At 67.7% G+C, this 23,626-nt stretch carries 17 protein-coding genes; 10 read left to right on the top strand and 7 right to left on the bottom strand.

Annotated elements, in window-relative coordinates:
- Positions 1-6: 6 nt before the first annotated feature.
- The 3 genes from AC3WMU_RS24650 to AC3WMU_RS24660 form a co-directional block, all read right to left on the bottom strand.
- Entirely contained in the window at positions 7-888 is an 882-nt protein-coding gene (locus tag AC3WMU_RS24650) for a branched-chain amino acid ABC transporter permease (protein WP_006228028.1), read from the bottom strand.
- A gap of 9 nt (positions 889-897) precedes the next feature.
- Positions 898-1,890: a branched-chain amino acid ABC transporter permease gene (locus tag AC3WMU_RS24655; RefSeq protein WP_006228027.1), complete on the bottom strand. Its 993-nt coding sequence runs from the start codon at positions 1,888-1,890 to the stop codon at positions 898-900.
- Between the two features lie 89 nt (positions 1,891-1,979).
- Entirely contained in the window at positions 1,980-2,864 is an 885-nt protein-coding gene (locus AC3WMU_RS24660; RefSeq protein WP_492283255.1) for a LysR family transcriptional regulator, read from the bottom strand.
- 160 nt (positions 2,865-3,024) lie between these two features.
- Between AC3WMU_RS24660 and AC3WMU_RS24665 the strand changes: the two genes are divergently transcribed.
- The 10 genes from AC3WMU_RS24665 (at position 3,025) to AC3WMU_RS24710 (ending at position 14,775) form a co-directional block, all read left to right on the top strand.
- Complete coding sequence (locus AC3WMU_RS24665; RefSeq protein WP_006228025.1) at positions 3,025-4,257, top strand: amino acid ABC transporter substrate-binding protein; 1,233 nt, start codon at positions 3,025-3,027, stop codon at positions 4,255-4,257.
- 62 nt (positions 4,258-4,319) lie between these two features.
- Positions 4,320-5,738, top strand: coding sequence for an amidase (locus AC3WMU_RS24670; RefSeq protein ID WP_006228024.1), 1,419 nt, complete (start codon positions 4,320-4,322; stop codon positions 5,736-5,738).
- Between the two features lie 218 nt (positions 5,739-5,956).
- On the top strand, positions 5,957-7,378 hold the full coding sequence (locus AC3WMU_RS24675) for an ABC transporter substrate-binding protein (RefSeq protein WP_492283091.1): 1,422 nt from the start codon (positions 5,957-5,959) through the stop codon (positions 7,376-7,378).
- Between the two features lies 1 nt (position 7,379).
- Positions 7,380-8,501, top strand: coding sequence for an ABC transporter ATP-binding protein (locus tag AC3WMU_RS24680; protein ID WP_006228022.1), 1,122 nt, complete (start codon positions 7,380-7,382; stop codon positions 8,499-8,501).
- Positions 8,498-9,442, top strand: a complete 945-nt coding sequence (locus tag AC3WMU_RS24685) for a carbohydrate ABC transporter permease (protein ID WP_454676095.1) — start codon at positions 8,498-8,500, stop codon at positions 9,440-9,442. The genes AC3WMU_RS24680 and AC3WMU_RS24685 overlap by 4 nt, the downstream gene beginning before the upstream one ends.
- Positions 9,432-10,331: a carbohydrate ABC transporter permease gene (locus tag AC3WMU_RS24690; RefSeq protein WP_454676094.1), complete on the top strand. Its 900-nt coding sequence runs from the start codon at positions 9,432-9,434 to the stop codon at positions 10,329-10,331. Before AC3WMU_RS24685 ends, AC3WMU_RS24690 begins: the two co-directional genes overlap by 11 nt.
- A 28-nt stretch (positions 10,332-10,359) precedes the next feature.
- Entirely contained in the window at positions 10,360-11,271 is a 912-nt protein-coding gene (locus AC3WMU_RS24695) for a DUF6963 family protein (RefSeq protein ID WP_424626633.1), read from the top strand.
- Between the two features lie 4 nt (positions 11,272-11,275).
- On the top strand, positions 11,276-11,935 hold the full coding sequence (locus tag AC3WMU_RS24700) for a TetR/AcrR family transcriptional regulator (RefSeq protein WP_006228018.1): 660 nt from the start codon (positions 11,276-11,278) through the stop codon (positions 11,933-11,935).
- A 10-nt stretch (positions 11,936-11,945) separates the two neighbouring features.
- Positions 11,946-13,445, top strand: coding sequence for an N-acyl-D-amino-acid deacylase family protein (locus tag AC3WMU_RS24705; protein ID WP_492283092.1), 1,500 nt, complete (start codon positions 11,946-11,948; stop codon positions 13,443-13,445).
- 79 nt (positions 13,446-13,524) lie between these two features.
- Entirely contained in the window at positions 13,525-14,775 is a 1,251-nt protein-coding gene (locus tag AC3WMU_RS24710) for a D-amino acid dehydrogenase (RefSeq protein WP_492283093.1), read from the top strand.
- A 27-nt stretch (positions 14,776-14,802) separates the two neighbouring features.
- Here the strand turns inward: AC3WMU_RS24710 and AC3WMU_RS24715 are convergent, their stop codons facing one another.
- The 4 genes from AC3WMU_RS24715 to AC3WMU_RS24730 form a co-directional block, all read right to left on the bottom strand.
- Positions 14,803-15,807 carry a Bug family tripartite tricarboxylate transporter substrate binding protein gene (locus tag AC3WMU_RS24715; RefSeq protein ID WP_492283094.1) on the bottom strand — a complete coding sequence of 335 codons (1,005 nt, stop codon included), beginning with the start codon at positions 15,805-15,807 and terminating at the stop codon, positions 14,803-14,805.
- A 153-nt stretch (positions 15,808-15,960) separates the two neighbouring features.
- Positions 15,961-17,421 carry an efflux transporter outer membrane subunit gene (locus AC3WMU_RS24720; protein ID WP_280029921.1) on the bottom strand — a complete coding sequence of 487 codons (1,461 nt, stop codon included), beginning with the start codon at positions 17,419-17,421 and terminating at the stop codon, positions 15,961-15,963.
- Entirely contained in the window at positions 17,418-20,531 is a 3,114-nt protein-coding gene (locus tag AC3WMU_RS24725; RefSeq protein ID WP_006228013.1) for a multidrug efflux RND transporter permease subunit, read from the bottom strand. The genes AC3WMU_RS24720 and AC3WMU_RS24725 overlap by 4 nt, the downstream gene beginning before the upstream one ends.
- On the bottom strand, positions 20,528-23,626 hold the full coding sequence (locus AC3WMU_RS24730) for an MdtB/MuxB family multidrug efflux RND transporter permease subunit (protein WP_006228012.1): 3,099 nt from the start codon (positions 23,624-23,626) through the stop codon (positions 20,528-20,530). Before AC3WMU_RS24730 ends, AC3WMU_RS24725 begins: the two co-directional genes overlap by 4 nt.

The following is a 23,626-nucleotide window of genomic DNA, read 5'->3' on the forward strand; positions in this document are numbered from 1 at the left end:
GGGCTGTTAACGCAGCGCCTGGCGGCCGAACAAGCCGCTGGGCCGGATGAAGATCGTGGCGACCATCAGCGCAAAACCGCAGATGGTGGCGATGGAGGGGCTGAAGAACACCACGGACACCTGTTCGGTGATGCCGAACAGCAGCGCCCCGACCAGCGCCCCAACCGGATGGCCCAAGCCGCCCAGCACGATGACGATGAAGCCGATCAGCGTGTAGTCGTTGCCCATGAACGGCGAGAACGACGGGAACACCATGGCCACCAGCACGCCGCTGGCGGCAGCCAGGCCCACGCCCAGCCCGAACGCCACGGCCGACAGCCGCTCGGCATTGATACCCACGATGCGGACCGCGTCGCGGTTCATGATGATGGCGCGCAGGGCCTTGCCCAGCTGCGTGCGGTACAGGAACACCGTCAGCGCGGCGATGATCGCCAGCGCGATGCCAAGCGCCAGCAGCCGCACGGTCGGGATCAGGACCGGACCGAACTTCAGGAAGACGGGTTCGATCTCGTAGGGCAGCGAGCGCGCGTCGGCATCGAACGCCAGCAGCATGAGCGCACCCAGCATGATGGACACGCCGAACATCAGCAGCAGCGAACTGATCTCGGGATCGTCCGCCTTGGACAGCCGCGGGATCAGGACGAAGTACAGCAGGTAGCCGGCCAGGAAGAACGCCGCGAACGCCAGCGGCAGCGCCACCAGTGGGTTGATGCCCGCGTATTCCATCAGGTAGAAGGCGAAATACGCGCCCAGCACCAGGAATTCGCCGTGCGCGAAGTTCACCACCCGCAGCACGCCGAAGACGACGTTCAGGCCCACGCCGATCAGGCCGTAGATGGCGCCGAGGATCAGGCCGTTGATCAGGCCTTGGATAAGCAGTCCGGTCATGGCGGGTCCTCAGGCGATGTAGCGGCGCAGTTGCGGCTTGCGTTTGATCAGGCTGCCGATGATGCCGCGGGGCAGGAACAGCATCAGCAGGACGATGATGAGGCCCAGCAGCAGCAGGTTCACCACCGGGAATTTCTGCCAGATCATGTGGTCGATGCCCACCAGCGCCAGCGTTCCGACCACAGGGCCGAGGATGGTGCCGAAGCCCCCCGCCATCGCGTAGATGATGCTCTTGGCGGTGATCAGCACGTTGAAGGCGTATTCCGGGTCGACGACGTTCGTGTACCAGGCCTCGATGCCGCCAGCCAGCGCGGGAAACAAGGCGGCCAGCAGCCAGGCCTTCAGGCGGGTGTTGGGAACGTGGATGCCCACGCAAGCGGCCGCGCCGTCATCGTCACGGATGGCCTTGAGCGCGCGGCCCAGCCGCGATACCGACAGCCAGGTGACAGTTGCCAGCGTGGCGCCCATGACAATCAGCATGGCGTAGTAGCTGTGCGTGGGATTGTTGGCGCGCGACAGGATGATGCCCATGCTGCCGCCCGTGAACGACTGGGGCAGGTCGGAAATGACCAGCTTGACGATGGTGGCCAACGCCAGGCTCACGATGCCGAAATACACGCCGCGCAGGCGCAGCGTGGGCGCCAGCAGCAGCGCGATCGCCAGGCCCACGCCGCCGGCGGCCAACAGCGACGGTAGGATGGGCCAGCCCATGATCTTGTAGCAGATGCCGGTGGCGTAGGAGCCCACGCCATAGAACACCACATAGCCGAACGGCAGATAGCCCGTGAAGCCCACGCAGATGTTCATGGCGCTGGCCATGGTGATCCACAGCATCAGGTAGAACGCGAACGAGATGTTCGAGGTCGCCATCGGGATCACGGCCAGGCCGGCGGCCAGCGCGGCGAAGAGGGTCACTGCGATGCGGGTGCGCAACTGCACGGCGCGCAGATCCTGCGCGCGATGCGAAGCCGCGCCCGCCGCCAGGGCGGGACTGCTGCTCATGATGTCTTCCTCCGGGCCGTCTCGGGTTGGATGGCCGCTCTATTTGGAGGCGATTATGAACAGTTCAAACCATAACTGCAAGTTAAGGACTAACCCTTATCCGGGTCCGGAAACGCCTCGGCCAGCACCCCGCGCAGCTCGTCGATGAAGCGCAAGGCGATCTGTGACGGCTCCCGGTTGCTAGCGTAGACGGCCGAGATATTCAGGGGAATGCACTCTTGCAGCGGCACGATCACAACGTCCGGCATGGTGTTCTGCATGACCGTGAATTCATCCACAACGGCGATCCCCACCCCGGCATTGACCAGCGCGCACGCAAGCTGGCTCCAGGGCACGTCGGCACACATGCGGCACGGCAGCCCGGCCTGCTCGAACGCGCCCAGCACGAGCATGCCGAAGGGCATGCGGGTGCCCACCACGATATGCGGATGCGGGGAAAGATCCGCCAGACTGACAGACGCCTGCCCCGCCAGCGGATGCCCCTTGGGGATGGCCGCCACCATGCGCCCCACATGCAGCGGCTGCGAGGTCAGGAAGGGATGGTCCGCCTGCATGACCACCAGCCCCAGCTCAGCCTCGCCCTGCAGCACATCGGAAATCAGGCTGGGCAGGACCGAGGTATTCAGCCGCAGCAGCAGCTCCGGATGGCGCTGCTGGAAGCGGGCCACCGCGCGCGGCACCAGGAATTGCGCCAGGCTGGGAATGGAAGCCAGGCGCAGCACGCCCGTGCCATGCTCGGAAAGGGCATCGGCCAGGTCATTGACCCGCTGCATCATGCGCTGCGTCTTTTCGATTTCCTCAAACAGGCTGTGCACTTGCGAGGTGGGGCGCAGCCGCCCGCGCACCCGCTCGAACAGCGTCACACCCATGCTCTTCTCGGTCTGGGCCAGCATCCGGCTGACGGCCGGCTGCGAAATGTTCAGCAGGCGGGCCGCGCCGCTGATCGACCCGGCCATGACGATGGCCCACAGCATTTCCGTCTGCCGGTAATTCAATTTATTCAAGGCGTGCGCTCCATGCCTATTTGTTATACGCTTTGTCGCGTATTGGGCAATTATTGCCCAATACCGGGTTCTGGATCCCTGCTTCGCGGCGGGGCGAGGCCCCCAAATCTATAACGATTGGAGACATCCCATGTTCGCTAAATCCTGGTTGTTCCGCTTACCGGCGCTGGCCATGGCCATCGCCGCCTTGACGCCCGCTACCGGCACCGCCCAAACCTCGGACAAGATCCGGGTGGGCATGACGGTCTCGTCCACGGGCAGCTTCGCCCTGGCCTCGCAATCCGGCGTCCGGGGCGTGGAACTGTGGGTGGAAGACGTCAATCGCCGTGGCGGTATCGAGGTGAAGGGCAAGAAATACCCTGTCGAGCTGGTCAAGCTGGATGACCGCAGCGACAAGCAGATGGTCACGCGTGTCTACGAACGCCTGATTGTCGATGAAAAAGTGGATCTGGTGTTTGCGCCTTTCGGCTCCACGCTGACGGCCGCGGCCGCCACCGTCACCGAGCGGCTGGGCAAATACATGATGGTCTGGTCCGCCGCCAGCGACGACCTGTACAAGCAGGGATTCAAGAACATGGTGTCGGGCACCCAGATGCCGGTGTCCGCGATGCTGCGCGCCAACATGGAGCTGGCGGCCAACCAGGGCGTGAAGAAGGTGGCGCTGCTGTATTCCGACGAACCGTTCCCCGCCGGACTGGCTGAAGGCGGACGCGAACAGGCAACGAAGAACGGCATGCAAGTCGTGATGTTCGAGAAGTACCCCAAGGGCCAGAAGGACTTCAGCACCATCTTGCAGAAGGCGCGCGCAGCAGGCGCCGAAGCGCTGGTGCCGACGTCCTATGAGGGCGACCTGATCAGCATGACGCGCCAGATGAAGCAGCTGGACATCAACTTCCCGTACGTGTTCATGGTGTATGCGTCGACCCCGCAATTCCAGGCCATCGGCGCGGACGCGAACTACATCTACAGCCATACCAACTACCACCCCGCGATCAACTGGAACGTCAACGCCGGCATGAGCCGCGAACAGTTCGCGGCCGCCTACGACCAGCGCTTTCCCAAGGCCGAGTTCCCGCCCGATTTCCAGACGGCGCTGGCCTACGGCGCGGGCGCGGTCACGGAAGAGGTCGTGAAGAAGGCCGGCTCCACGGACGCCGCGGCGCTCAAGCAGGCGTCGATGGACCTGTCCGGCAAGATCACGGTCATGGCCGGCCCCTACGCCATCGACGACACGGGCAAGCAGCTTCTGATGCCCTTCCCGGTGGTGCAGTTGCTGCCGGGCAAGGGCATGGTGCCCGTGTGGCCCGCGGACGTGGCCACGGCGAAACCCGTTTACCCCGCCCCTGACTGGACCAAACGCTAGTCGCGCTTTGCACAGCCGGCCGTGCGCGCCCCGCACGGCCGGCCCCCCAACCTGAGGAAAACATGTCTGAAATTGCATTTGCCACGCTCGGCGAGCTGGCCGACGGCCTGGCCAAAGGCCGCTACAGCTCGGTGGAATTGACGCAGCACTTCCTGGACCGCATCGCCCAGGCCAATCCGGCGCTGGGCGCGTATGTCAGCGTGGACAGCGTCGGCGCCTTGCGCCTGGCCGAAGCCGCCGATGCGCGCCGCCGCGCCGGCTATGGCCTGCTCAGCCCGCTGGACGGCGTGCCGGTGGCCGCCAAGGACCTGTGCGACATCCAGGGCCAGGTCACCACCGCAGGCTCCGAGGCCTGGCGCGAGCGCCGCAGCAGCGTCACGGCCACCGCGGTGACGCGCCTGCTGGACGCCGGCATGGTGATGCTGGGCAAGACCCACATGGTCGAATTCGCGTTCGGCGGCTGGGGCACGAACCCCGTCATGGGCACACCGCGCAACCCCTGGGACTTGCAGGCCCCGCGCATTCCTGGCGGCTCGTCCAGCGGATCGGGCGTAGCGGTGGCGGCCGGCCTGGCGCCTGCCGCGCTGGGGTCGGACACGGGTGGCTCGGTGCGGATTCCCGCCGCGTTGAACGGCATCACGGGCTTGAAGACCACGCGCGGGCTGATCAGCCTTCATGGCGCGGTAGCGCTGTCGACCACGCTGGACTCCATCGGTCCGCTCACGCGCGACACCCGCGATGCGATGCTGCTGACCGCGCTGATGGCCGGGCCCGATGCCCAGGATCCGTTGACGCAAGGCCTGCCCGCCCTCCAGATCCAGGAACCCGCCACCGGCGCGCATCCGTTGCGCGGCATCCGCATTGCGCTGATGCCGCCGTCGCAGCATCCCATCGCCGTGGATGCGGACGCCCTGTCTGCCCTGGATGACGCGCGCCGCGTGCTCGTCGACCTCGGTGCCGAGGTAGCCGAAACGCCCTTCCCCTTCGACTTCCGCGAGATGATGCTGCGCAACGGCCAGATCATCGCCGCCGAGGCCTACGCCATGCACCGCGAATACATCGAAGACGCGGCGCAGCCCATCGGCCAATATGTGCGCGCCCGCGTGCTGTCCGGCAAGGGCGTGTCCGCCGCCGACTACATCGCCGCGTTGCAGGCGCACGCGCAGGCACGCCAGGCATGGCTGGCATGGATGCGCAACATCGATGCTGTGCTGACGCCCTGCGCGCCGTTTGGCGCCCGCCTGCTGGCCGACGTGGACGAGGCCGCCACGCCGCTTGCCGCCTTCACCCGCGCGGGCAACTACGTCAACGCATCCGGACTGGCGCTGCCGGCCGGCTTCACCGCCGGCGGCCTGCCCCTGGGCGTGCAACTACTGGGCAAGCCGAACGCCGAAGGCACGCTCGGCAAGATCGGCATGGCCTTCCAGGCCGTGACCGACTGGCATCGCCGCCACCCCGACCTGAAGGCCATCGGGCTGTAAGTCGACTGGCTCGCTGACGACACGCCGGCGGCGAACGCCGTCGGCGCACGCACTCCCGCCCTCCTAGGGAAACTCCCCCCTTGCTGCCGATCCCCCCGAAGCAATATCTTGAACCCGGAATGTGACCACATGGTCACAACAGCGGCCGCACCCACACCGGCCACACCGCTTCGCTGCACCCTCTCTTTGTTGTCTTCTCAACCGCAAGGAAGTCCAGCATGCCCCAGCGTTCACCCTTTGATGGCCAGGCGGATCCCGCCCGCCGCGACTTCCTGTTGCGCAGCGCCGCAGGCCTGGCCGGCGCCGCCGGTCTGGCGGCAGGCGCCTGGCCCCTGCAGGCCCTGGCCCAGGCGCCCTCGCCGCTGACCTTCGCCTTCTGGCCGTGGGGCAGTGAAATCGTGCAGCAAGGCGCGGCGCGCTTCACGCAGGAAAGCGGCGTGCCGGTGAACCTGTCGCCCATTCCCGGCGACTACGCCGCGGTGCTGGAAACCCAGTTGGCCGCCAAGGCGCCGCTGGACATGTTCTACGCGCAACGCGGCCAGGCGTCGCGCTGGTACGCGGCAGGCTGGATCCGCCCGATCGACGACATGCCCGGCCTGGCCGACATCCAGAAGCAGATGTTCCCCGGCATCGTGGATGATGCCCGCGCCACCGACGGCCGCTACCTGGGCCTGACGTATTACAACGGCGGCCCGTTCGCGCTGTTCCGCAATGAGAAGATGCTGGGCGAAGCCGGCTTCGGCGGCACCGCCAACGCGGCGGACTATCCGCAGGATTGGGCCACGGTCGAGAAGCAGGCCCGCGAGATCAAGAAAAAGGGCTTGTCCGAGCACCCCATGCTGATGCCCTGGTACAACGCCTGGACCGGCCTGCCGTGGGCCCTGATCGCGCAGTGCTTTGCCGAAGGCGAACGCTTCGTCGACGACGACCTGCGCGCCACTTTCGGCCGCGACACGCCGCTGGTGAAAGTCCTGACGGACTGGAAGCGCTGGTGGGACGACGAGCTGGTGCAGCGCGCCGTGCTGACCTGGTCCGGCACCGAGACGTCCAGTTCATGGATGAAGGGCCAGCACGCCTTCCACCTGAACATCGACTACTACAGCTTCAACTACAACGATCCGGCCAAGAGCCAGATCGCCGCGTACTCCAGCTACAACCCCGTCGTGCCGGGCGCCACGCACGATACGGTGCTGGTGGGCCATGCGCTGCTGTGCATGTCGACCCGCAAGCGCACGGACGCCGAGCAGGCCGCGCTGTGGGAACTGGTGAAATACTTCGGCTACCGCGACAAGGCGGGCCAGCTGACCACGCACAAAAACTGGATCGCCAAGGCCAATCTGGAAGTGCCGTTCCCGGAGCTGTACCGCGACGCGGACAGCAAGGCGGCCATCATGAAGTGGATGTACCCGCCCCAGGCCGAACAGGTCTACCAGTGGCTCTTCCAAGGCCGCGAGAAAGCCGTCGCCGCCCACATCCTGAAGGCGCCCTGGTACCAGGAATGGGATACCGGCATGCACGAGATGATCGCCCAGGACATGCTCATCAAGGGGTCCAGGACGCCGGCGCAGGTCGCCACCGAACTGCGCGCCCGCTGGGATGCGCTCTACAAGAAGTACGCCAAGATCCTGAAGCGGAGCTGATATGGCCAGCGTATCCCTGCAAGGCATCCAGAAGGCCTATACCCACTTCCAGGCCGTGCGCTCGCTGGACCTGGACATCCGCGACGGCGAGTTCGTGGTGCTGCTCGGGCCGTCCGGCTGCGGCAAGACCACCACGCTGAACATGATCGCCGGGCTGGACACGCCCACGGGCGGTGAGATCCGCATCGCCGACCGGCGCGTGGACCAGGTGCCGCCCCACCGGCGCAACGTGGCCATGGTGTTCCAGAGCATCGCGCTGTATCCGCACATGACCGTGCGCGAGAACATCGGCTTTCCGCTGCGCATGCAGAAGATGCCGGTGGCCGAAGTGCGCGCGCGCGTGGACCGCGCCGCCAGCCTGCTGCGCGTGGAATCGATGCTGGACCGCAAGCCCTATCAGTTGTCGGGCGGACAGCGCCAGCGCGTGGCCATCGGCCGCGCGGTGGTGCGCAACCCCGACCTGTTCCTGTTCGACGAACCGCTGTCCAGCCTGGACGCCAAGCTGCGCACGGACATGCGGGTGGAGCTCAAGCGCCTGCACCGCACGCTGCAGGCCACCTTCATCTACGTCACGCACGATCAGGTCGAGGCGATGACACTCGCCGACCGCATCGCGGTGATGTCGGGCGGCAACCTGCTGCAGTTCGCCGACCCCGACACCATCTACCGCCGGCCCGCCAACATGGAAGTGGCCGACTTCATCGGCAACCCCGGCATGAACTTCCTGCGCGGCACGCTGCATGCACACGATGGCGCCCCCGCGCTGCAGACGGCGGGCGGACGCCATGTATTGCCGGCCGCCCTGCACCCCGCCGCGCGTGCCTTGCCCGAAGGCAGCCAGGCCACGCTGGGCATCCGCCCCGAAGCCATGGCGCCTGCGCCGCTGGCAGGCGACGGCCTGCTGCTGCAAGGCAGCGTCTGGGCCGTCGAGCCGGTCGGGCCCGACCAGTTCGTGGACGTGGCGGTCGGCGCGGAAGACGGCCCGCGCCTGCGCGCGCGCCTGCCGCCTGAACGCCGCTATGAAGTCGGCGCCCCCATCGCGCTGGCGCTGCCCGCGGCACGCCTGTACCTGTTCGACGCCCAGGGATTGCGCGTGCACGGCGGCGAGGAGCCGCGGTCATGAGCGCCGCCAGCCTGTCGCCCGCCCGACCCGCGCCGGCGCGCCAAGGTGGCCGCGAAATGTCCGACCTGGGTTTCGCGCTGACCGTGATCGTGGCGGTGTACGCGCTGAACACGCTGATCATCGGCGTGCCGCTGGGCTATTCGTTCTGGCTCAGCCTGCACGACACCAACGCCATCCTGCGCACGGAAGAATTCGTCGGCGCCGACCTCTACGGCGAAGTGCTGTCCGACCCCGCCGTCATCGACGCGATCTGGCGCAGCTTGGGCTTTGTGGCCATGTGCGTGGCGGGATCATTCGCCGCGGCGCTGGGCATCGCGCTGGTGCTGAACGAAGAGATGCCGCTGCGCGGCCTGGTGCGCGGGCTGGCGCTCTTGCCCTGGGCGATGTCCCAGGTGGTGACCGCCACGGTGTTCTCGTTCCTGCTGAACCCCAGCTTCGGCGCCCTGACCGGGTTGCTGGCGCCGCTGGGCCTGGCCAACGCGGCCACGGTCTGGCTGGCCAGCGACTGGGCGCTGTTCTGGGTCGCGCTGGCGTTCGTCTGGCATATCGCGCCGCTGGGAAGCTTTTTCTACCTGGCCGCATTGCAGACCATTCCGCGCGACCTGTACCGGGCGGCACGCGTGGATGGCGCGGGTCCGCTGTCGCGCTTTCGGCACATCACGCTGCCGCATTTGAAGCACACGACGCTGATCGTGCTGGTTGTGATGACGGTGGAAGCGGTGCGGCAGTTCGACCTGCTGTTCTCGCTGACGCGCGGCGGGCCCGGCACGTCCACGCAGATCCTGCCGCTGCTGATCTTCCGCTACAACTTCGAATTCTCGAAGTACGGCCTGGCCTCGGCCGCCGCCTTCCTGCTGACGGTGCTGTCGCTGCTGCTGGCCACGGCCTACTTCATGCTGATCCGCAAGAAACGCCCCCAGGGAGACGGCCATGCGCAGTGATGCCGCAAAAGTCACCGGCGAAGGCTGGCGCCCCTGGCTGGTGGGCGCAGGCGTGGCGCTCGTCGCGTTCTGGTGCCTGTTCCCGCTGTACTGGACGCTGAAGGCGTCGTTCATGGACGAATCGGCCATCATCATGGGGGTTGCGCACAGCGCGGGCGGGTTCACCTTCGACAACTACCTGCGTGTACTGGGCCTGTCCACGTCGGACTCGATCTTCGGCGGGCAGACCAAGGCCATCATGACGGGCTTCGTGAACAGCGCGCTGGTGGCGCTGCCGGCCGCCGCCGTCGGCACGGCCATCGCCACACTGGCGGGCTATGTGCTGGGCCGGTTCGAATTCCCCCTCAAGGGCCCGCTGCTGTACGTGCTGCTGGCCTCGCGCACCTTGCCGCCCATTGCGCTGCTGATCCCGTACTACGTGTTCTTCGCCGCCATCGGGCTGGCGGGCAGCCTGTTCGGCCTGTGGATCGTGTACCTGACCGCGGTGATCCCGCTGCTGTCGTGGGTGCTGATGGGCTACTTCGCATCGCTGCCCGTGGAAATCGAGCGCGCCGCGCGCATGGACGGCTGCACGCGCTGGCAGATGCTGCGCCACGTGACGCTGCCCATGGCGCTGCCGGGGATCGCCGCGGCCTTCATCATCGCGTTCCTGGTGGGCTGGAACGACCTGCTGTTCGCCATCGTGCTGACCGGCGGCACGTCCGCGCAGACCTTGTCGGCCTCGTTGCTGGGCCTGTCTCCGCTGATGCCGGGGTTCCGCGCCGACCTGGGACTTTTCGCCGCGGCCAGCATGCTTGCCGCTCTGCCCCCGCTGGCGCTGGCCATGCTGTTCCAGCGCTTCATCACCAACCTGAACATCGTCGATCCCGTGACGAGCAACACGGACTAGGGCCGGTGAACGCCAAGAGGAGCCTCGCATGACGATCGGCGTCGCGGCATCCGGCCCGCAGGCGGGCGCGGCAGTGCAGGCGGCGGCGCTGGCCGCCGAGGCGATGGGCCACGGCGCCATCGGCGGCTTTGCCGTGTTCGCCGTCATGGACGACGCCGGCCGCGTACGGCACAGGTGGTGCCAGCGCGGCGGCGTCACCGCCTTGAACCTGCCGCCGGACTGGTTGCAGGCGCCCCGCGCGGCCTTGATCGAAAGCGGCCCGGACCGCCCCGAACCGCTGGTGCAGTTTCTGCCCGGCGCCGATGGCGTGGGGCTGGTGACCGGGCACCGGCTGCCCAACCGGCCTGGCGCCGACGGCATCGCGCTGAACCAGGCCGCGCTCGGCCTCATGGCCGCAGGCGCCCCGCCGGGCGACGCCGTCGGTCAGGTGCTGCAGGCGCATCCGGAAATCGACGCGGGCCTGATCGCGCTGTCGGCCGCGGGCGAACTTGCCTGGGGCAATACACGGCGCGTCGCCCGCCGCCCCGACCAGGGGCTTGCCCATCGCGACAACGGCCTGTGCCGCGTCGCCGTGCTGCATAACTCCATTCACCCCTGCCCGCCGCTGGCCGACGCGATGGCGGACCTGGCCTGGTATGCCTTGACCGGTGAATCCGCGCCCTATCGCGCCTTGACCCTCGGCGTTCCCGTCGCCATCACCGCCGCGGCCCGCGACCGCGTGCTGGTGGATGCGCAAGGGCGCATCCTCGCCATCGAACAGGCCGACCCGTCGCTACCCTCGGCGCCGCGCCGCGCCAATGCGATCTACCTGGGCAGCGAAGTCTGGCAAGATGGCAGGCATATCGGCCACACCGTCAGCGAACTCACCGCCGACATGGCCGACGGCCGGGTGTACGGCGTGCCGGACCCCGCCCGCTCCCTCATCATCATGAAGGAATAGGCCTATGTCGCGACGCGAGAATACCGAAAGGCAGATCCTGCAAGCGCTGGAAGCCCAGATCCTGGAAACCGGAATGGGCGGCGTCGGCATCAACGCGATCGCCAAGCGCGCCGGCGTCAGCAAGGAACTCATCTACCGCTATTTCGACGGCATGCCCGGCCTGATGCTGGCCTGGATGCAGGAACAGGATTTCTGGACCCGCAACCCCGGGCTGCTGGCCGCGGACGAATCCAGCCAGCGCACGCCCGGCGAACTCGTGCTGTCCATGCTGCGCGCGCAGATCGACGCACTGGCCGGCAATGAGACGCTACGCGAAGTGCGGCGCTGGGAACTCATCGAACGCAACGAGGTGTCCGCGCCTTTGGCCGAACGGCGCGAACGCGCCGCGCGCGGCTTCATCGACCGTATCGACGGCCTGGCGCCGGAAGCCGACATGCCGGCGATGGTCAGCGTGATGCTGGCGGGCGTGCTCTACCTGATGCTGCGCGCCAAGACCGAATCCCACTTCCTGGGCGTGCCCTTGCGCACGCCGGAAGGCTGGGACCGCATCGGCGGCGCGCTGGAACACCTGGTGGCCCATGGTTTTCCTGACGCCCTGAATACCGAATCCCTTGCCAACCTGGAGGCGCGCCGCGGCACGCAGGCCGCCGACCCAGAAACCTGAGCCCCAACCCATGCCCGCGCATCCCGACCAGCAGGAATACGACATCATCATCACCGGCGGCCAAGTCGCCGACGGCCTGGGCGGGCCTGCCCGCCGCGCCGACATCGCGATCCGCGGCGAACGCATCGCCGCCATCGGCGATGGCGCGGCGTGGCGCGCGCCGCGCCGCATCGACGCGACGGGCAAGGTGGTGTCGCCGGGCTTCATCGACTGCCATACCCACGATGACCGCGCGCTGCTGGGCACGCCGCTGATGCGGCCCAAGGTCAGCCAGGGCATCACCACCGTCGTCACCGGCAATTGCGGCATCAGCCTGGCGCCCGTGCGCACGCCGGGCGACGTGGTGCCGCCGCCGCTAAACCTGCTGGCCAAGCACACGGGTGAGCTCTACGCCCGCATGCAGGATTACGCCGACGCGCTGCAAGCCGCACCCGCCGCCGTCAACAGCCTGGCGCTGGTGGGCCATTCCAGCCTGCGCGTATCCGCCATGGACCGGCTGGACCGCCCGGCCGACAAGAATGAGATCGCGGCCATGCGGCAGGCGCTGGACCAGGCCATGGCCGCCGGCGCGGCGGGGCTGTCGACAGGCCTGTACTACCCGACCGCCATGCACGCCAGCACCGAGGAAGTGATTGGCGTGGCTGAACCGCTGGCCACCTGGCGCGGCCTGTACACGACGCACTTGCGCGACGAGGCCGATCACGTCTGCGACGCGATGGAAGAAGCCTTCCTGATCGGCCGGGCGGCCGACGTGCCGGCCATCCTGTCGCACCACAAGGTCACCGGCAAGCACAACCACGGCCGCACGGCGGAAACGCTGGCGCTGTACGACCGCATGCGCGCCGAGCAGCCGCTGGGCATGGACGTCTATCCCTATGCGGCGTCTTCCACCATCCTGGAGCCGCGCCGCGTGGTCGCCGGCGAGAAGATCATCGTCACCTGGTCGCAGACACGCCCCGAGATCCAGGGCGTGGACCTGCGCGAACTGGCCGCGCGCGAAGGCCGCGATCCCACCCGCCTGGCCGAAGAACTGTCGCCCGGCGGCGCGATCTATTTCTCGATGGACGAAGCCGACGTGAAGCGCGTCATCAGCCACGGCAGCGTCATGATCGGGTCCGACGGGTTGCCGCACGACCAGCGCCCCCATCCCCGCCTGTGGGGCGCGTTCTCACGCGTGCTGGCGCGCTATGTGCGCGAGATGCGGGTGCTGGGCATGGAAGAGGCCGTCCGCCGCATGACGAGCCTGACGGCCGCGCAGTTCGGCCTGAAGGACCGCGGCGTGCTGCGCCCCGGCTGCTATGCGGACGTGGTGGTCTTCGACCCGGCCACGGTGGCCGACCTGGCCAGTTTCGCCGAGCCCACGCTGCCGTCCACGGGCATCCAGGCGGTGCTGGTCAACGGCCAGCTGGTCGAGGAAGACGGCGCCCCAACCGGCGCCCGTCCTGGCCGCTTGCTGCGCGGCGACGACCGCGCGGCCCCCGGCTTCGAAACACCCGCCTGGGCAGTCTGACACCTTATCGCCGCACGCCCGCCTGGCCGGGCGCCAACCCTGAACGCCGCGCCCGCGCGCGGCGCCTCCCTGGAGCATCATGCACATTGTTGTCATCGGCGCGGGGGTGGTCGGCATGACCACCGCCTATTTCCTGCACCGCGCAGGCCATCGGGTCACGGTCGTCGACGCGGGCTCGGCCCCCGGGCAGGCCACCAGCATGGCCAACGGCGCACAGTTGAGCTACAGCTTCGTCGCTCCGCTGGCCGACCCCGCCGTCTTACCCAAACTGCCCTCGTGGCTGCTGGCCCAGGACGCGCCGCTGCGCTTCCGGCCGCGCCTGGATCCGGACCAGTGGCGCTGGAGCCTCGCCTTCCTGCGCGCCTGCACGCGCGCCAAGAGCCGCTCCACCACGCGCGAACTGCTGTCGCTGGGCATGTACAGCCGTCTGTGCGTGCATGAGCTTGTGCGCCAGGAGAATCCCGATTTCGATTTTTCGTCGTCGGGCAAACTGCTGGTCTATCAGGACGCCGGTGCCTATGCGCACGCACTGGCGCAGCGCGACTACCTGGCGGATCTGGGCAGCGAGCAGCGCGTGATGGACACGCGCGCCTGCCTGGAGATGGAACCCGCGCTGGCCGGCATCGGCGCCAGCATCCAGGGCGCGCTCTACACCCCGACCGAAGATGCGGGCGACTGCCAGCGCCTATGCACGGAGCTTGAACGCATCCTGCGCGCCGCGGCGGACCCCGTGCGCTTTCATTTCAATACCCGGGTGACCGCGTTGCGCTCGGAACGCGGGCGCGTCGTGGGCGCCTCTACCGCCGCGGGCGATCTGGATGCCGACCACTACGTGCTGGCCAGCGGCATGGGCGCGCAGCCGCTGGCGCGGCAACTGGGGCTGAACCTGCGGATCTATCCGCTCAAGGGGTACAGCCTGACGTATGCGCTGACGCCGGACAGCGTCGCCCCCAATGCCAGCATCAGCGATATCCGGCGCAAGGTGGTGTATGCAAGGCTGGGCCAGCGGCTGCGGGTGGCGGGCATGGTCGACATCGGCACGGGCGGCGGCGGCGTGGATCCGCAGCGCGTGCAAAGCCTGGAACGCGACGTCGCGCAGTTCTTCCCGGACCTGAACCCCGCGGGCCCGCCCGAGCCCTGGGCCGGCCTGCGCCCCGCGCGGCCCGACGGCAAGCCGCTGATCGGCGCCACGCCCTACCGCAACCTGTGGTTGAACACCGGCCACGGCGGCCTGGGCTTCACGCTGGCCGCCGGCAGTGCGCGGATGCTGACGGACCTGATGCAGGGCCGCAACCCGGCCGTAGACGCGGCCGCCTTCGCCCTGGCGTAACGCGCGACGCAGGCGTCCGCGCCGCGCTCAGTCCGCCTTGATGCCGCGGCTGCGGATCAGCGTGCCCCACTTGTCGCGTTCCTTCACTTCAAACGCGGCCAGGTCCGCGCCGAACAGATTGCCCGGCGTGGCGCCGCCTTGCGCCAGCGACTGCTGCAGCTCGGGCGATTTCAAGGCCTGCTTCATCGCCGCGATCAGCTTGTCGACGACCGGCGCGGGCGTGCCGCGCGGCGCATACAGGCCGGACCAGGCGGTGACCTCGAAACCGGGCAGGCCGGCCTCGGCCATCGTGGGCAGGTCGGGCGCGGCAGGGCTGCGTTCGGCCGACGTCACCGCGATGCCGCGCAAGCGGCCGCCCGGTTTTAACGCCGCCATGGAACTGGGCAGGTTGTCCATCAGGATGTCGACCTGTCCGCCGATCACGGCGGGTATCGCAGCCGACGAACCCTTGAACGGCACGTGCAGCATCTGCAGCCCGGCCAGCGATTCGAAATAGGCGCCCGTCAGGTGCACGGACGAACCGATGCCCGGCGACGCGTAGGAGTACTTGCCGGGATCCTTCTTCACCGCCTTCATCACATCGTCCAGATTGCGCCAGGGCGATCCGGCGGCCACCGCCATGACGTTGGGCGTGGAAGCGATCATGCCCAGCGGCACCAGGTCGGTGGCGGGATTGAATCCGATGTTGCCGTACAGGAACTGGTTGACGGTCTGCGTGCCGACGGAGCCCAGCACGATGGTGTAGCCGTCGGGCTGGGCGCGCGCGGCAGCGGCCACGCCCAGGTTGCCCGCCGCGCCCGGCTTGTTCTCGACCACGATGGACTCGCCCAGCGCCGGCCGCATGTGTTGGGCGATGGTGCGCGCGAAGATGTCGGTGGTGCCGCCGGGCGGAAACGGCACGATCAGGGTGATCGGCCGCGCCGGCCATGCCTGCGCGGACGCCGCCGCGCTCAACGCCAGCGTGGCGGCCGCCGCCACGCTTGTCCAGCGCCCTGCCCTGGCGGCCGTCCGCCAATGAGTTGACCTGCCCATCCTCTTTCCCCTTCGCGTGACGCGTGTTCGATTGATCAAACGGAATTCGGTGTCGGTACTGCGCGACGAACGTGACCGCATGGTCACTTTCGTCGCATTAAGAACCGGCGCCGAAAACTTGTCAACGAAAGCGTAGAGGTTTAGGCGTTATCCCTAGGAGCCATCCCAACCGCCGCCCAGCGCGACGATCAGGTTCACGCTGGCGACCAGCCGCGTGCCCAGCAGGCTCAGCGCGTTGCGCTCGCTATTGAGCGCCGTGGCGTCCACGACCGCCACGCTCAGGTAGTCCACCAGACCGGCCTTGTACTGGTTCTGGATCAGGCGCAATGATTCGCGCGCGGACTCCAGCGCGCGGCGCTGGACGACCTGTTCGTTCTCCATCACGCGCAACTGGATCAGGTAGTCCTCGACTTCGCGCAAGCCCACCAGCGCGGCCTGGCGATAAGCCGCCGCTTGCGAGTCGTACGCCGCACGGGCCTGTTCGACTTGCGCCGCGCGCGCGCCGCCGTCGAAGATCGTCAACGCCAACGCTGGCCCCAGCGACCAGAAGCGCGCAGGCGCCGTCAGCAGGTCGGCGAACTGGCCATTGCGAAAGCCCCCGTCGGCGGACAAAGTCAGCGACGGGAACCACGCGGCTTGCGCCACGCCGATCTGCGCATTGGCGGCCGCCGCGCGGCGCTCGGCCGCAGCGATGTCGGGACGACGCTCCAGCAGCTCGGACGGCAGGCCCACCGGGATCTCGGGCAACTGCAGCGTGAACACGGCCGGCGCCAATCCGAACTTGGACGGCGCCTGGCCCATCAGCACCGCGATGGCGTGCTCGTACTGCCCGCGCTGCCAATCCAGGTCGATCGATTGGGCGCGCGTGCTTTCCACCTGAGTGCGCGCCACGGCCACATCGGCCTGCCCGGCCACACCCACCTCATAGCGGTTTTGCGTCAGCTGCAGCGATTTTTCGTAAGCCGCCACCGTGGCGTCCAGCAGGCGCTTCTGCTCGTCCAGCACGCGCAGTTGCAGATAGGTCTGCACCAGCGCCGCCTGCGCGCTCAGCCGCGTCGCGGCCAGGTCGGCCAGGCTGGCCGCTGCGCTGGCTTCAGACGATTCGGTGCTGCGGCGCACACGGCCCCACACGTCCAGTTCCCAGCTGACGCTGCCGGTCACCGAATACTGGTTCGACACATTGCTGCCCGACGACGAAGACGACGAGCCGTTCTGGCCGTTGCCGCTGCCCGCGCGCGACATGCCCGCGCTTGCGCCAACCGTCGGGTAGAAGCCGGCACGCGCGGCGCGCACCAGGCCCAGCGCCTGGCGGTAGTTGGCCTCGGCCTGCGCGATCGTCTGGTTCGACGTGTTCAGGCGATCGACCAGGCCGTTGAGCGTAGCGTCGCCATAGACCCGCCACCACTGCCCGCGGTCCGCGTCGTCGCGCGGCTCGGCAGGCTTCCAGCCTTCGACCTGATCCTGGCCCTGGCCCTCCTTGTAGGAGGCGCCCACGTCCAATTCAGGGCGCTGGTAGTCGGGACCGACCGCGCATGCGCCAAGCAGCGCGCACAGCGCCAGCGTGACCGCGCTGCGAGGAAGGAAGGCGTTCGAAAGCGGCTTGATACGGATCATGTTTGTTCTATGGAAGCAGGAGCGCCCTTCCGGGGACCGCGCCCGCGCGCGGCCCACAGACGGAAGCGGTCCAGGTAGAGATAGACCACGGGCGTGGTGTACAGCGTGAGGATCTGGCTGAGCACCAGGCCGCCCACGATGGTAATGCCTAGCGGCTGGCGCATCTCGACGCCGGCGCCGGTCGCCACCACCAGCGGCAGCGCGCCGAAGATGGCGGCCATCGTCGTCATCATGATCGGGCGGAACCGCGTCAGGCAGGCCTGGAAGATCGCGTCGCGCGGCGTCATGCCCTGGTTGCGCTCGGCGTCCAGGGCGAAGTCCACCATCATGATGGCGTTCTTCTTCACGATGCCGATCAAGAGGAACACCCCGATCAGCGCGATCAGCGTGAAGTCGTAGCGCAGCAGCAGCAAGGCCAGCAGCGCGCCCAGGCCGGCCGACGGCAGCGTCGACAGGATGGTCAACGGATGCACGAAGCTTTCATACAGAATGCCCAGCACGATGTACATCGTGACCAGCGCCGCCAGGATCAGCCAGGGCTGCTGCGCCAGCGTCTGCTGCAAGGCGGCCGCCGTGCCCTGGAAGCCCGCCTGAATCTGGTCCGAGGGCAAGCCGATACGGGCCACGGCCGCGTCGATGGCGGCGGTGGCCTGCCCCAGCGACACGCCGGGCGCCAGGCTGAAGGACACGGTGTCCGCCACGAACAGCCCTTGATGCTGCACGCTGAGCGGCGCGTTGGCGTTCTCCAGCCGCGCGAAAGCCAGCAGCGGCACGCGCGCGCCGGTCGAGGTGATCACTTCGACCTGCTTGAGCGATTCGATGTCTTCGGCGAATTTGGGCTCCAGGCCCAGCACCACGTGGTACTGGTTCAGCGGCCCGTACATCACCGATACCTGGCGCTGGCTGAACGAATTGTTCAGCACCGTCGAAATGGTGGACATGCTGACGCCCAGCCGCGTAGCGGCCTCGCGGTCGATCACCAGGTTGATCTGGCGGCCCTTGTCCTCGACGTCGGTGTCCACGTCCGTGATCTCGGGGATCTTCGCCATCGCCTGCTGCACCTTCGGCATCCACGTGCGCAGCAATTGCAGGTCGCCCGACATCAGCGTGTAGTCATAGGAACCCTGGCTTTGGCGCCCGCCGATCCGGATGTCCTGCTGCGACACCAGGAACATGCGCGCGCCCGGCATGTTCTGCAGCTTGCCGCGCAACCGGTTGATGACCACATCGGCCGATACGTCGCGTTCGCCCAGCGGCTTCAACTGGATCTGCATGAAGCTGCTGTTGCTGCCCCCGCGCCCGCCGGCATACCCCGTCATGCTCTGCACCGCCGGGTCCGCCAGCACCACCTTGCGCAGCGCCTCCAGCTTGGGCAGCGTCGCCTGGAACGAGGTGCCCTGGTCCACGCGGAAAAAGCCCAGCAGCTGCCCCGTATCCTGCTGCGGGAAAAAGCCCTTGGGCACCGCGGTGTACAGATAGATATTCAGGCCCACGGCAATCGCCAGGATCAGCATCATCAGCCGGCCATGCGCCAGCGCCCAGCGCAGGCTGCGCCGGTAGCCATCCAGCATGGACTCGAAGCCGCGTTCGGACCAGCGCGCCAGCCGCCCCGGCGGTTTCTGCTCTTTCGGTTCATGGCGCAGCAGGCGCGCGCACATCATCGGCGTCAGCGTCAGCGACACGATCAGCGACACCATGATCGCGGCCGACAAGGTCACGGCGAATTCACGGAACAGCCGCCCGACCACGCCGCCCATCAGCAGGATGGGGATGAACACCGCCACCAGCGACAGGCTCATCGACAGCACCGTGAAGCCGACTTCGCGCGAACCGCGCAACGCCGCCCGCATCGGCGACATGCCGTTCTCCACGTGCCGCATGATGTTCTCGAGCACCACGATGGCGTCGTCCACCACGAAGCCGGTGGCCACGATCAGCGCCATCAGCGAAATCGTATTCAGCGTGAAGCCGCAGAGGTACATGATGCAGAACGTACCGATCAGCGACACCGGCACGGCCACGCTGGGAATGATGGCCGCCCGCCAGCGCCTGAGGAACAGCAGCACCACCAGCACCACCAGGCCCACCGCGATGATCAGCGTCAGCTCGGCTTCGTGCAGCGACGCCCGGATGCTGGGCGTGCGGTCCTGCGCCACCGTCATGTTCACGTCGGCCGGCATCAGCGCCTGCAGCACGGGCAGTTGCGCACGCACGGCATCCACGGCCTCGATGATGTTGGCGTCGGCCTGCCGGCGCACGATCATCAGGATCGCCTTGCGTTCGTTGAAGAACCCGGTCTGATACAGGTCTTCGACCGAGTCCTCGACTTTGGCCACGTCCGACACGCGCACCGGCGCGCCGTCGTTCCACGCCACGATCAGCGGCCGGTATTGTTCGGCGCGGCTCAGCTGGTCGCTGACCATGATCTGCCAGTGGTAGCGGTCGTTCTCCAGCACGCCCTTGGGGCGGTTGGCGTTGGCGTTGGCCAGCGTGGCGCGCAACTGGTCCAGCGACACGCCGCGGTTGGCCAGCGCACCCGGCAGCACGGTGACGCGCACCGCCGGCAAGGAACTGCCGCCTACGGTGACTTCGCCCACGCCGTCCACCTGCGCCAGCTTCTGCGCCACGATGGTCGAGGCGATGTCGTACAGCTGGCCCTGGCTGAGCGTGTCGGAGGTCAGCGCCAGCGTCATGATGGGCGCGTCCGACGGGTTGGACTTGTGGTACGTGGGGTTGCTGCGCAGGCTGGTGGGCAACAGCGAGCGCGCCGCGTTGATGGCGGCCTGCACATCGCGCGCCGCGCCGTTGATGTCGCGCGACAGATCGAACTGCAAGGTGACGCGGGTGGACCCCTGCGAGCTGCTGGAGGTCATCTCGGTCACGCCGGCGATGCTGCCCAGCGAGCGCTCAAGCGGCGTGGCCACGCTGGAGGCCATCGTCTCGGGGCTGGCGCCCGGCAGGCTGGCCGACACCGAGATGGTCGGAATGTCCACCTGCGGCAAGGGCGCCACCGGCAACAGGAAGAACGACAACAGGCCTGCCAGCACGACCGCCAGGCTCAGCAGCGTGGTCGCCACCGGCCGGACGATGAAGGGCGCCGACAGGATCATGACGCGTCCCCGGCCGCCGGTTCGCGCACGCCGCGCCAGCGGCGCGACATGCGGTCGAACATCAGGTAGATGACCGGCGTGGTGAACAGCGTGAGCACCTGGCTCAACAAGAGGCCGCCCACCATCACCAGGCCCAGCGGCTGGCGCAGTTCAGCGCCCGTGCCGGTCGACAGCATCAACGGCAAGGCGCCGAACAGGGCGGCCAGCGTGGTCATCAGGATGGGGCGGAAACGCAGCAGCGCGGCCTCGTGGATGGCCGCGCGCGGCGTCAGCCCCCGCTTGCGCTCGGCATCCAGCGCAAAGTCGATCATCATGATGGCGTTCTTCTTCACGATGCCGATCAGCAGGATGATCCCGATGATGCCGATCATGTCCAGCTCGGTGCCGCTGATCAACAACGCCAGCAAGGCCCCCACGCCGGCGGACGGCAAGGTGGACAGGATCGTGATGGGGTGGATGTAGCTTTCGTACAGGATGCCCAGCACGATGTACATGGTGACCACCGCGGCCAGGATCAGCCACAGCGTGCTGGTCAGCGAATTCTGGAACGCCAGCGCCGCGCCCTGGAACCGCGTCTCCACGCCGGCCGGCAAGCCGATTTCGGCTTCGGCGGCGATGATGGCTTCGACCGCGTTGGACAGCGACGCCCCCGGCGCCAGGTTGAACGACACCGTCACCATCGGGAACTGGTCCAGCCGGTTCACGGCCAGCACAGTCCGGCCTTCGGAGATGTGCGCCACCGACGACAACGGCACCTGCGCGCCGGTGGAGGTCGGCACGTGAATCTGGCCCAGCGCGGCCGGGTTCATCTGGAACTGCGGCTGCACCTCCAGCACCACGCGGTACTGGTTGGACTGGGTGAAGATGGTGGAGATCAGCCGCTGGCCAAAGGCGTCGTACAGCGCCTCGTCGATCACCGCGGCCGTGATGCCCAGCCGCGACGCCGCATCGCGGTCGATCTCGACCCAGGTCTGCAGGCCATCGTCCTGCAAGTCGTCGGTCACGTCCTTCAACCCCGGCACCTGGCGCAAGCGGTCCACCAGCTTGGGCGTCCATTCGCTCAGCACCTTCAGGTCGGGGTTGGACAGCGTCATCTGGTATTGCGTGCGGCTGACGCGGTCTTCGATCGTCAGATCCTGCACGGGTTGCATGTAGACGGTCAGCCCGTCCTGCTTGCCCAGGGATTCCTGCAGGCGCGCCATCACGGTGCGCAGGTCGCCGTTGCGTTCGGCCTGGGGCTTGAGCGCAATCTGCATGCGCCCGGCGCTAAGCGTGGCGTTGCTGCCGTCCACGCCGATGAAGGACGACACCGCCTGCACGTCGGGATCTTCCAGCACCAGCCGCGCCGCGGCCTGCTGGCGTTCGGCCATCGCCGGGAACGAAATGGATTGCGGCGCCTGGGTAATGGCCTGGATCAGGCCGGTGTCCTGCTGCGGGAAGAAGCCCTTGGGCACCACCATGTACAGCACCACCGTCAGCGCGAACGTGCCCAGCGCCACCAGCAGCGTCAGCGGCTGATGGCGCAGCACCACCTGCAGCATGCGGTCGTAGCCGGCGATGACGCGGTCAATGAAGTTGCCCGTGGCCGTGTGGAAACGGCCGTGCTTCTGCTCCGATTCGGCGCGCAACAGGCGCGCGCACATCATCGGCGTCAGGGTCAGCGACACCACCAGCGAGATCAGGATGGATACCGCCAGCGTGATCGCAAATTCCCGGAACAGCCGCCCCACCACTTCCGTCATGAACAGCAGCGGGATCAGTACGGCGATCAGCGAAAAGGTCAGCGAGATCAGCGTGAAACCGATCTGCGAGGCGCCCTTCAAGGCAGCCTGCAAGGGCGTTTCGCCTTCTTCGATATGGCGGGCGATGTTCTCGATCATGACGATGGCATCGTCCACCACGAAGCCGGTGGCGATCGTCAGCGCCATCAAGGTCAGGTTGTTGATCGAGAAACCTGCCAGGTACATGATGCCGAAGGTGCCCACCAGGGACAGCGGCACCACGACGCTGGGGATCAGCGTAGCCGTCAGGCTGCGCAGGAAGACGAAGGTCACCATCACCACCAGCCCCACGGCCAGCAGCATTTCGAACTTCACGTCTTCCACCGAGTCGCGGATGGTCTGCGTGCGATCCGACACCACGCTCACGTCCAGCGTGGCGGGCAAGGCCGCGCGCAGTTGCGGCAGCAGCGTCTGGATCCGGTTGACCACGTCGATCACGTTGGCGCCCGGCTGGCGCTGGATGTTCAGCAGGATGGCGGGTTTGTCGCCGGCCCAGGCGGCCTGGCGCGTGTCTTCGGCGCCTTCGACCGCGCGCGCCACGTCCGACAGCCGCAGCGGCGCGTTGTTCTTGTAGGCGATGATCAGGTCGTTGTAGTCGGTGGGCGACTTCAGCTGGTCATTGGCATTGATCGTGGTGGACCGCAACGGCCCGTCCAGGTTGCCCTTGGGCTGGTTGACGTTGGCACCCACGATGGCGGTGCGCAGGTCAGACAGCGCCAGGCCATTGGCCGCCAGCGCCTGCGGATTGACCTGCACCCGCACCGCCGGCCGCTGGCCGCCCGCCACGCTGACCAGGCCCACGCCCGGAATCTGCGACAGCTTCTGCGCCACCCGCGTATCCACCAGATCTCGCACCTGCGGCAAGGGCATGGTGGGCGATGTGATGGCCAGCGTCAGCACGGCTGCGTCCGCCGGGTTCACCTTGTTGTAGGTCGGCGGCACCGGCAAGTCGCTGGGCAGCAGGTTCGACGCGGCGTTGATCGCCGCCTGCACCTGCTGCTCGGCCACGTCCAGCGGCAGCGTCAGGTTGAACTGCATCGTGATGACCGAGGCGCCGCCCGAACTGGTGGACGACATCTGGTTCAAGCCCGGCATCTGCCCGAACTGCCGTTCCAGGGGAGACGTGACCAGCGAGGTCATGACGTCCGGACTGGCCCCGGGGTACAGCGTCACCACCTGGATCGTCGGGTAGTCCACCTCGGGCAGCGCCGACACCGGCAGCATTCGGTAGGCGATGAAACCGGCGATCAGAATCGCCACCATCGCCAGCGTGGTGGCGACGGGGCGGAGGATGAACAGGCGCGACGGGCTCAC

Source organism: Achromobacter sp. FW305-C-13 (assembly GCF_058783475.1).

Bases quoted from the DNA above. Each gene is read 5' to 3' on its own strand.
- AC3WMU_RS24715 (WP_492283094.1), bottom strand. From the start codon at position 15,807: ATGGGCAGGTCAACTCATTGGCGGACGGCCGCCAGGGCAGGGCGCTGG.
- AC3WMU_RS24720 (WP_280029921.1), bottom strand. From the start codon at position 17,421: ATGATCCGTATCAAGCCGCTTTCGAACGCCTTCCTTCCTCGCAGCGCG.
- AC3WMU_RS24725 (WP_006228013.1), bottom strand. From the start codon at position 20,531: ATGATCCTGTCGGCGCCCTTCATCGTCCGGCCGGTGGCGACCACGCTG.
- AC3WMU_RS24665 (WP_006228025.1), top strand. From the start codon at position 3,025: ATGTTCGCTAAATCCTGGTTGTTCCGCTTACCGGCGCTGGCCATGGCC.
- AC3WMU_RS24700 (WP_006228018.1), top strand. From the start codon at position 11,276: ATGTCGCGACGCGAGAATACCGAAAGGCAGATCCTGCAAGCGCTGGAA.
- AC3WMU_RS24670 (WP_006228024.1), top strand. From the start codon at position 4,320: ATGTCTGAAATTGCATTTGCCACGCTCGGCGAGCTGGCCGACGGCCTG.
- AC3WMU_RS24675 (WP_492283091.1), top strand. From the start codon at position 5,957: ATGCCCCAGCGTTCACCCTTTGATGGCCAGGCGGATCCCGCCCGCCGC.
- AC3WMU_RS24650 (WP_006228028.1), bottom strand. From the start codon at position 888: ATGACCGGACTGCTTATCCAAGGCCTGATCAACGGCCTGATCCTCGGC.
- AC3WMU_RS24655 (WP_006228027.1), bottom strand. From the start codon at position 1,890: ATGAGCAGCAGTCCCGCCCTGGCGGCGGGCGCGGCTTCGCATCGCGCG.
- AC3WMU_RS24685 (WP_454676095.1), top strand. From the start codon at position 8,498: ATGAGCGCCGCCAGCCTGTCGCCCGCCCGACCCGCGCCGGCGCGCCAA.
- AC3WMU_RS24695 (WP_424626633.1), top strand. From the start codon at position 10,360: ATGACGATCGGCGTCGCGGCATCCGGCCCGCAGGCGGGCGCGGCAGTG.
- AC3WMU_RS24705 (WP_492283092.1), top strand. From the start codon at position 11,946: ATGCCCGCGCATCCCGACCAGCAGGAATACGACATCATCATCACCGGC.
- AC3WMU_RS24660 (WP_492283255.1), bottom strand. From the start codon at position 2,864: ATGCTGTGGGCCATCGTCATGGCCGGGTCGATCAGCGGCGCGGCCCGC.
- AC3WMU_RS24710 (WP_492283093.1), top strand. From the start codon at position 13,525: ATGCACATTGTTGTCATCGGCGCGGGGGTGGTCGGCATGACCACCGCC.
- AC3WMU_RS24690 (WP_454676094.1), top strand. From the start codon at position 9,432: ATGCGCAGTGATGCCGCAAAAGTCACCGGCGAAGGCTGGCGCCCCTGG.
- AC3WMU_RS24680 (WP_006228022.1), top strand. From the start codon at position 7,380: ATGGCCAGCGTATCCCTGCAAGGCATCCAGAAGGCCTATACCCACTTC.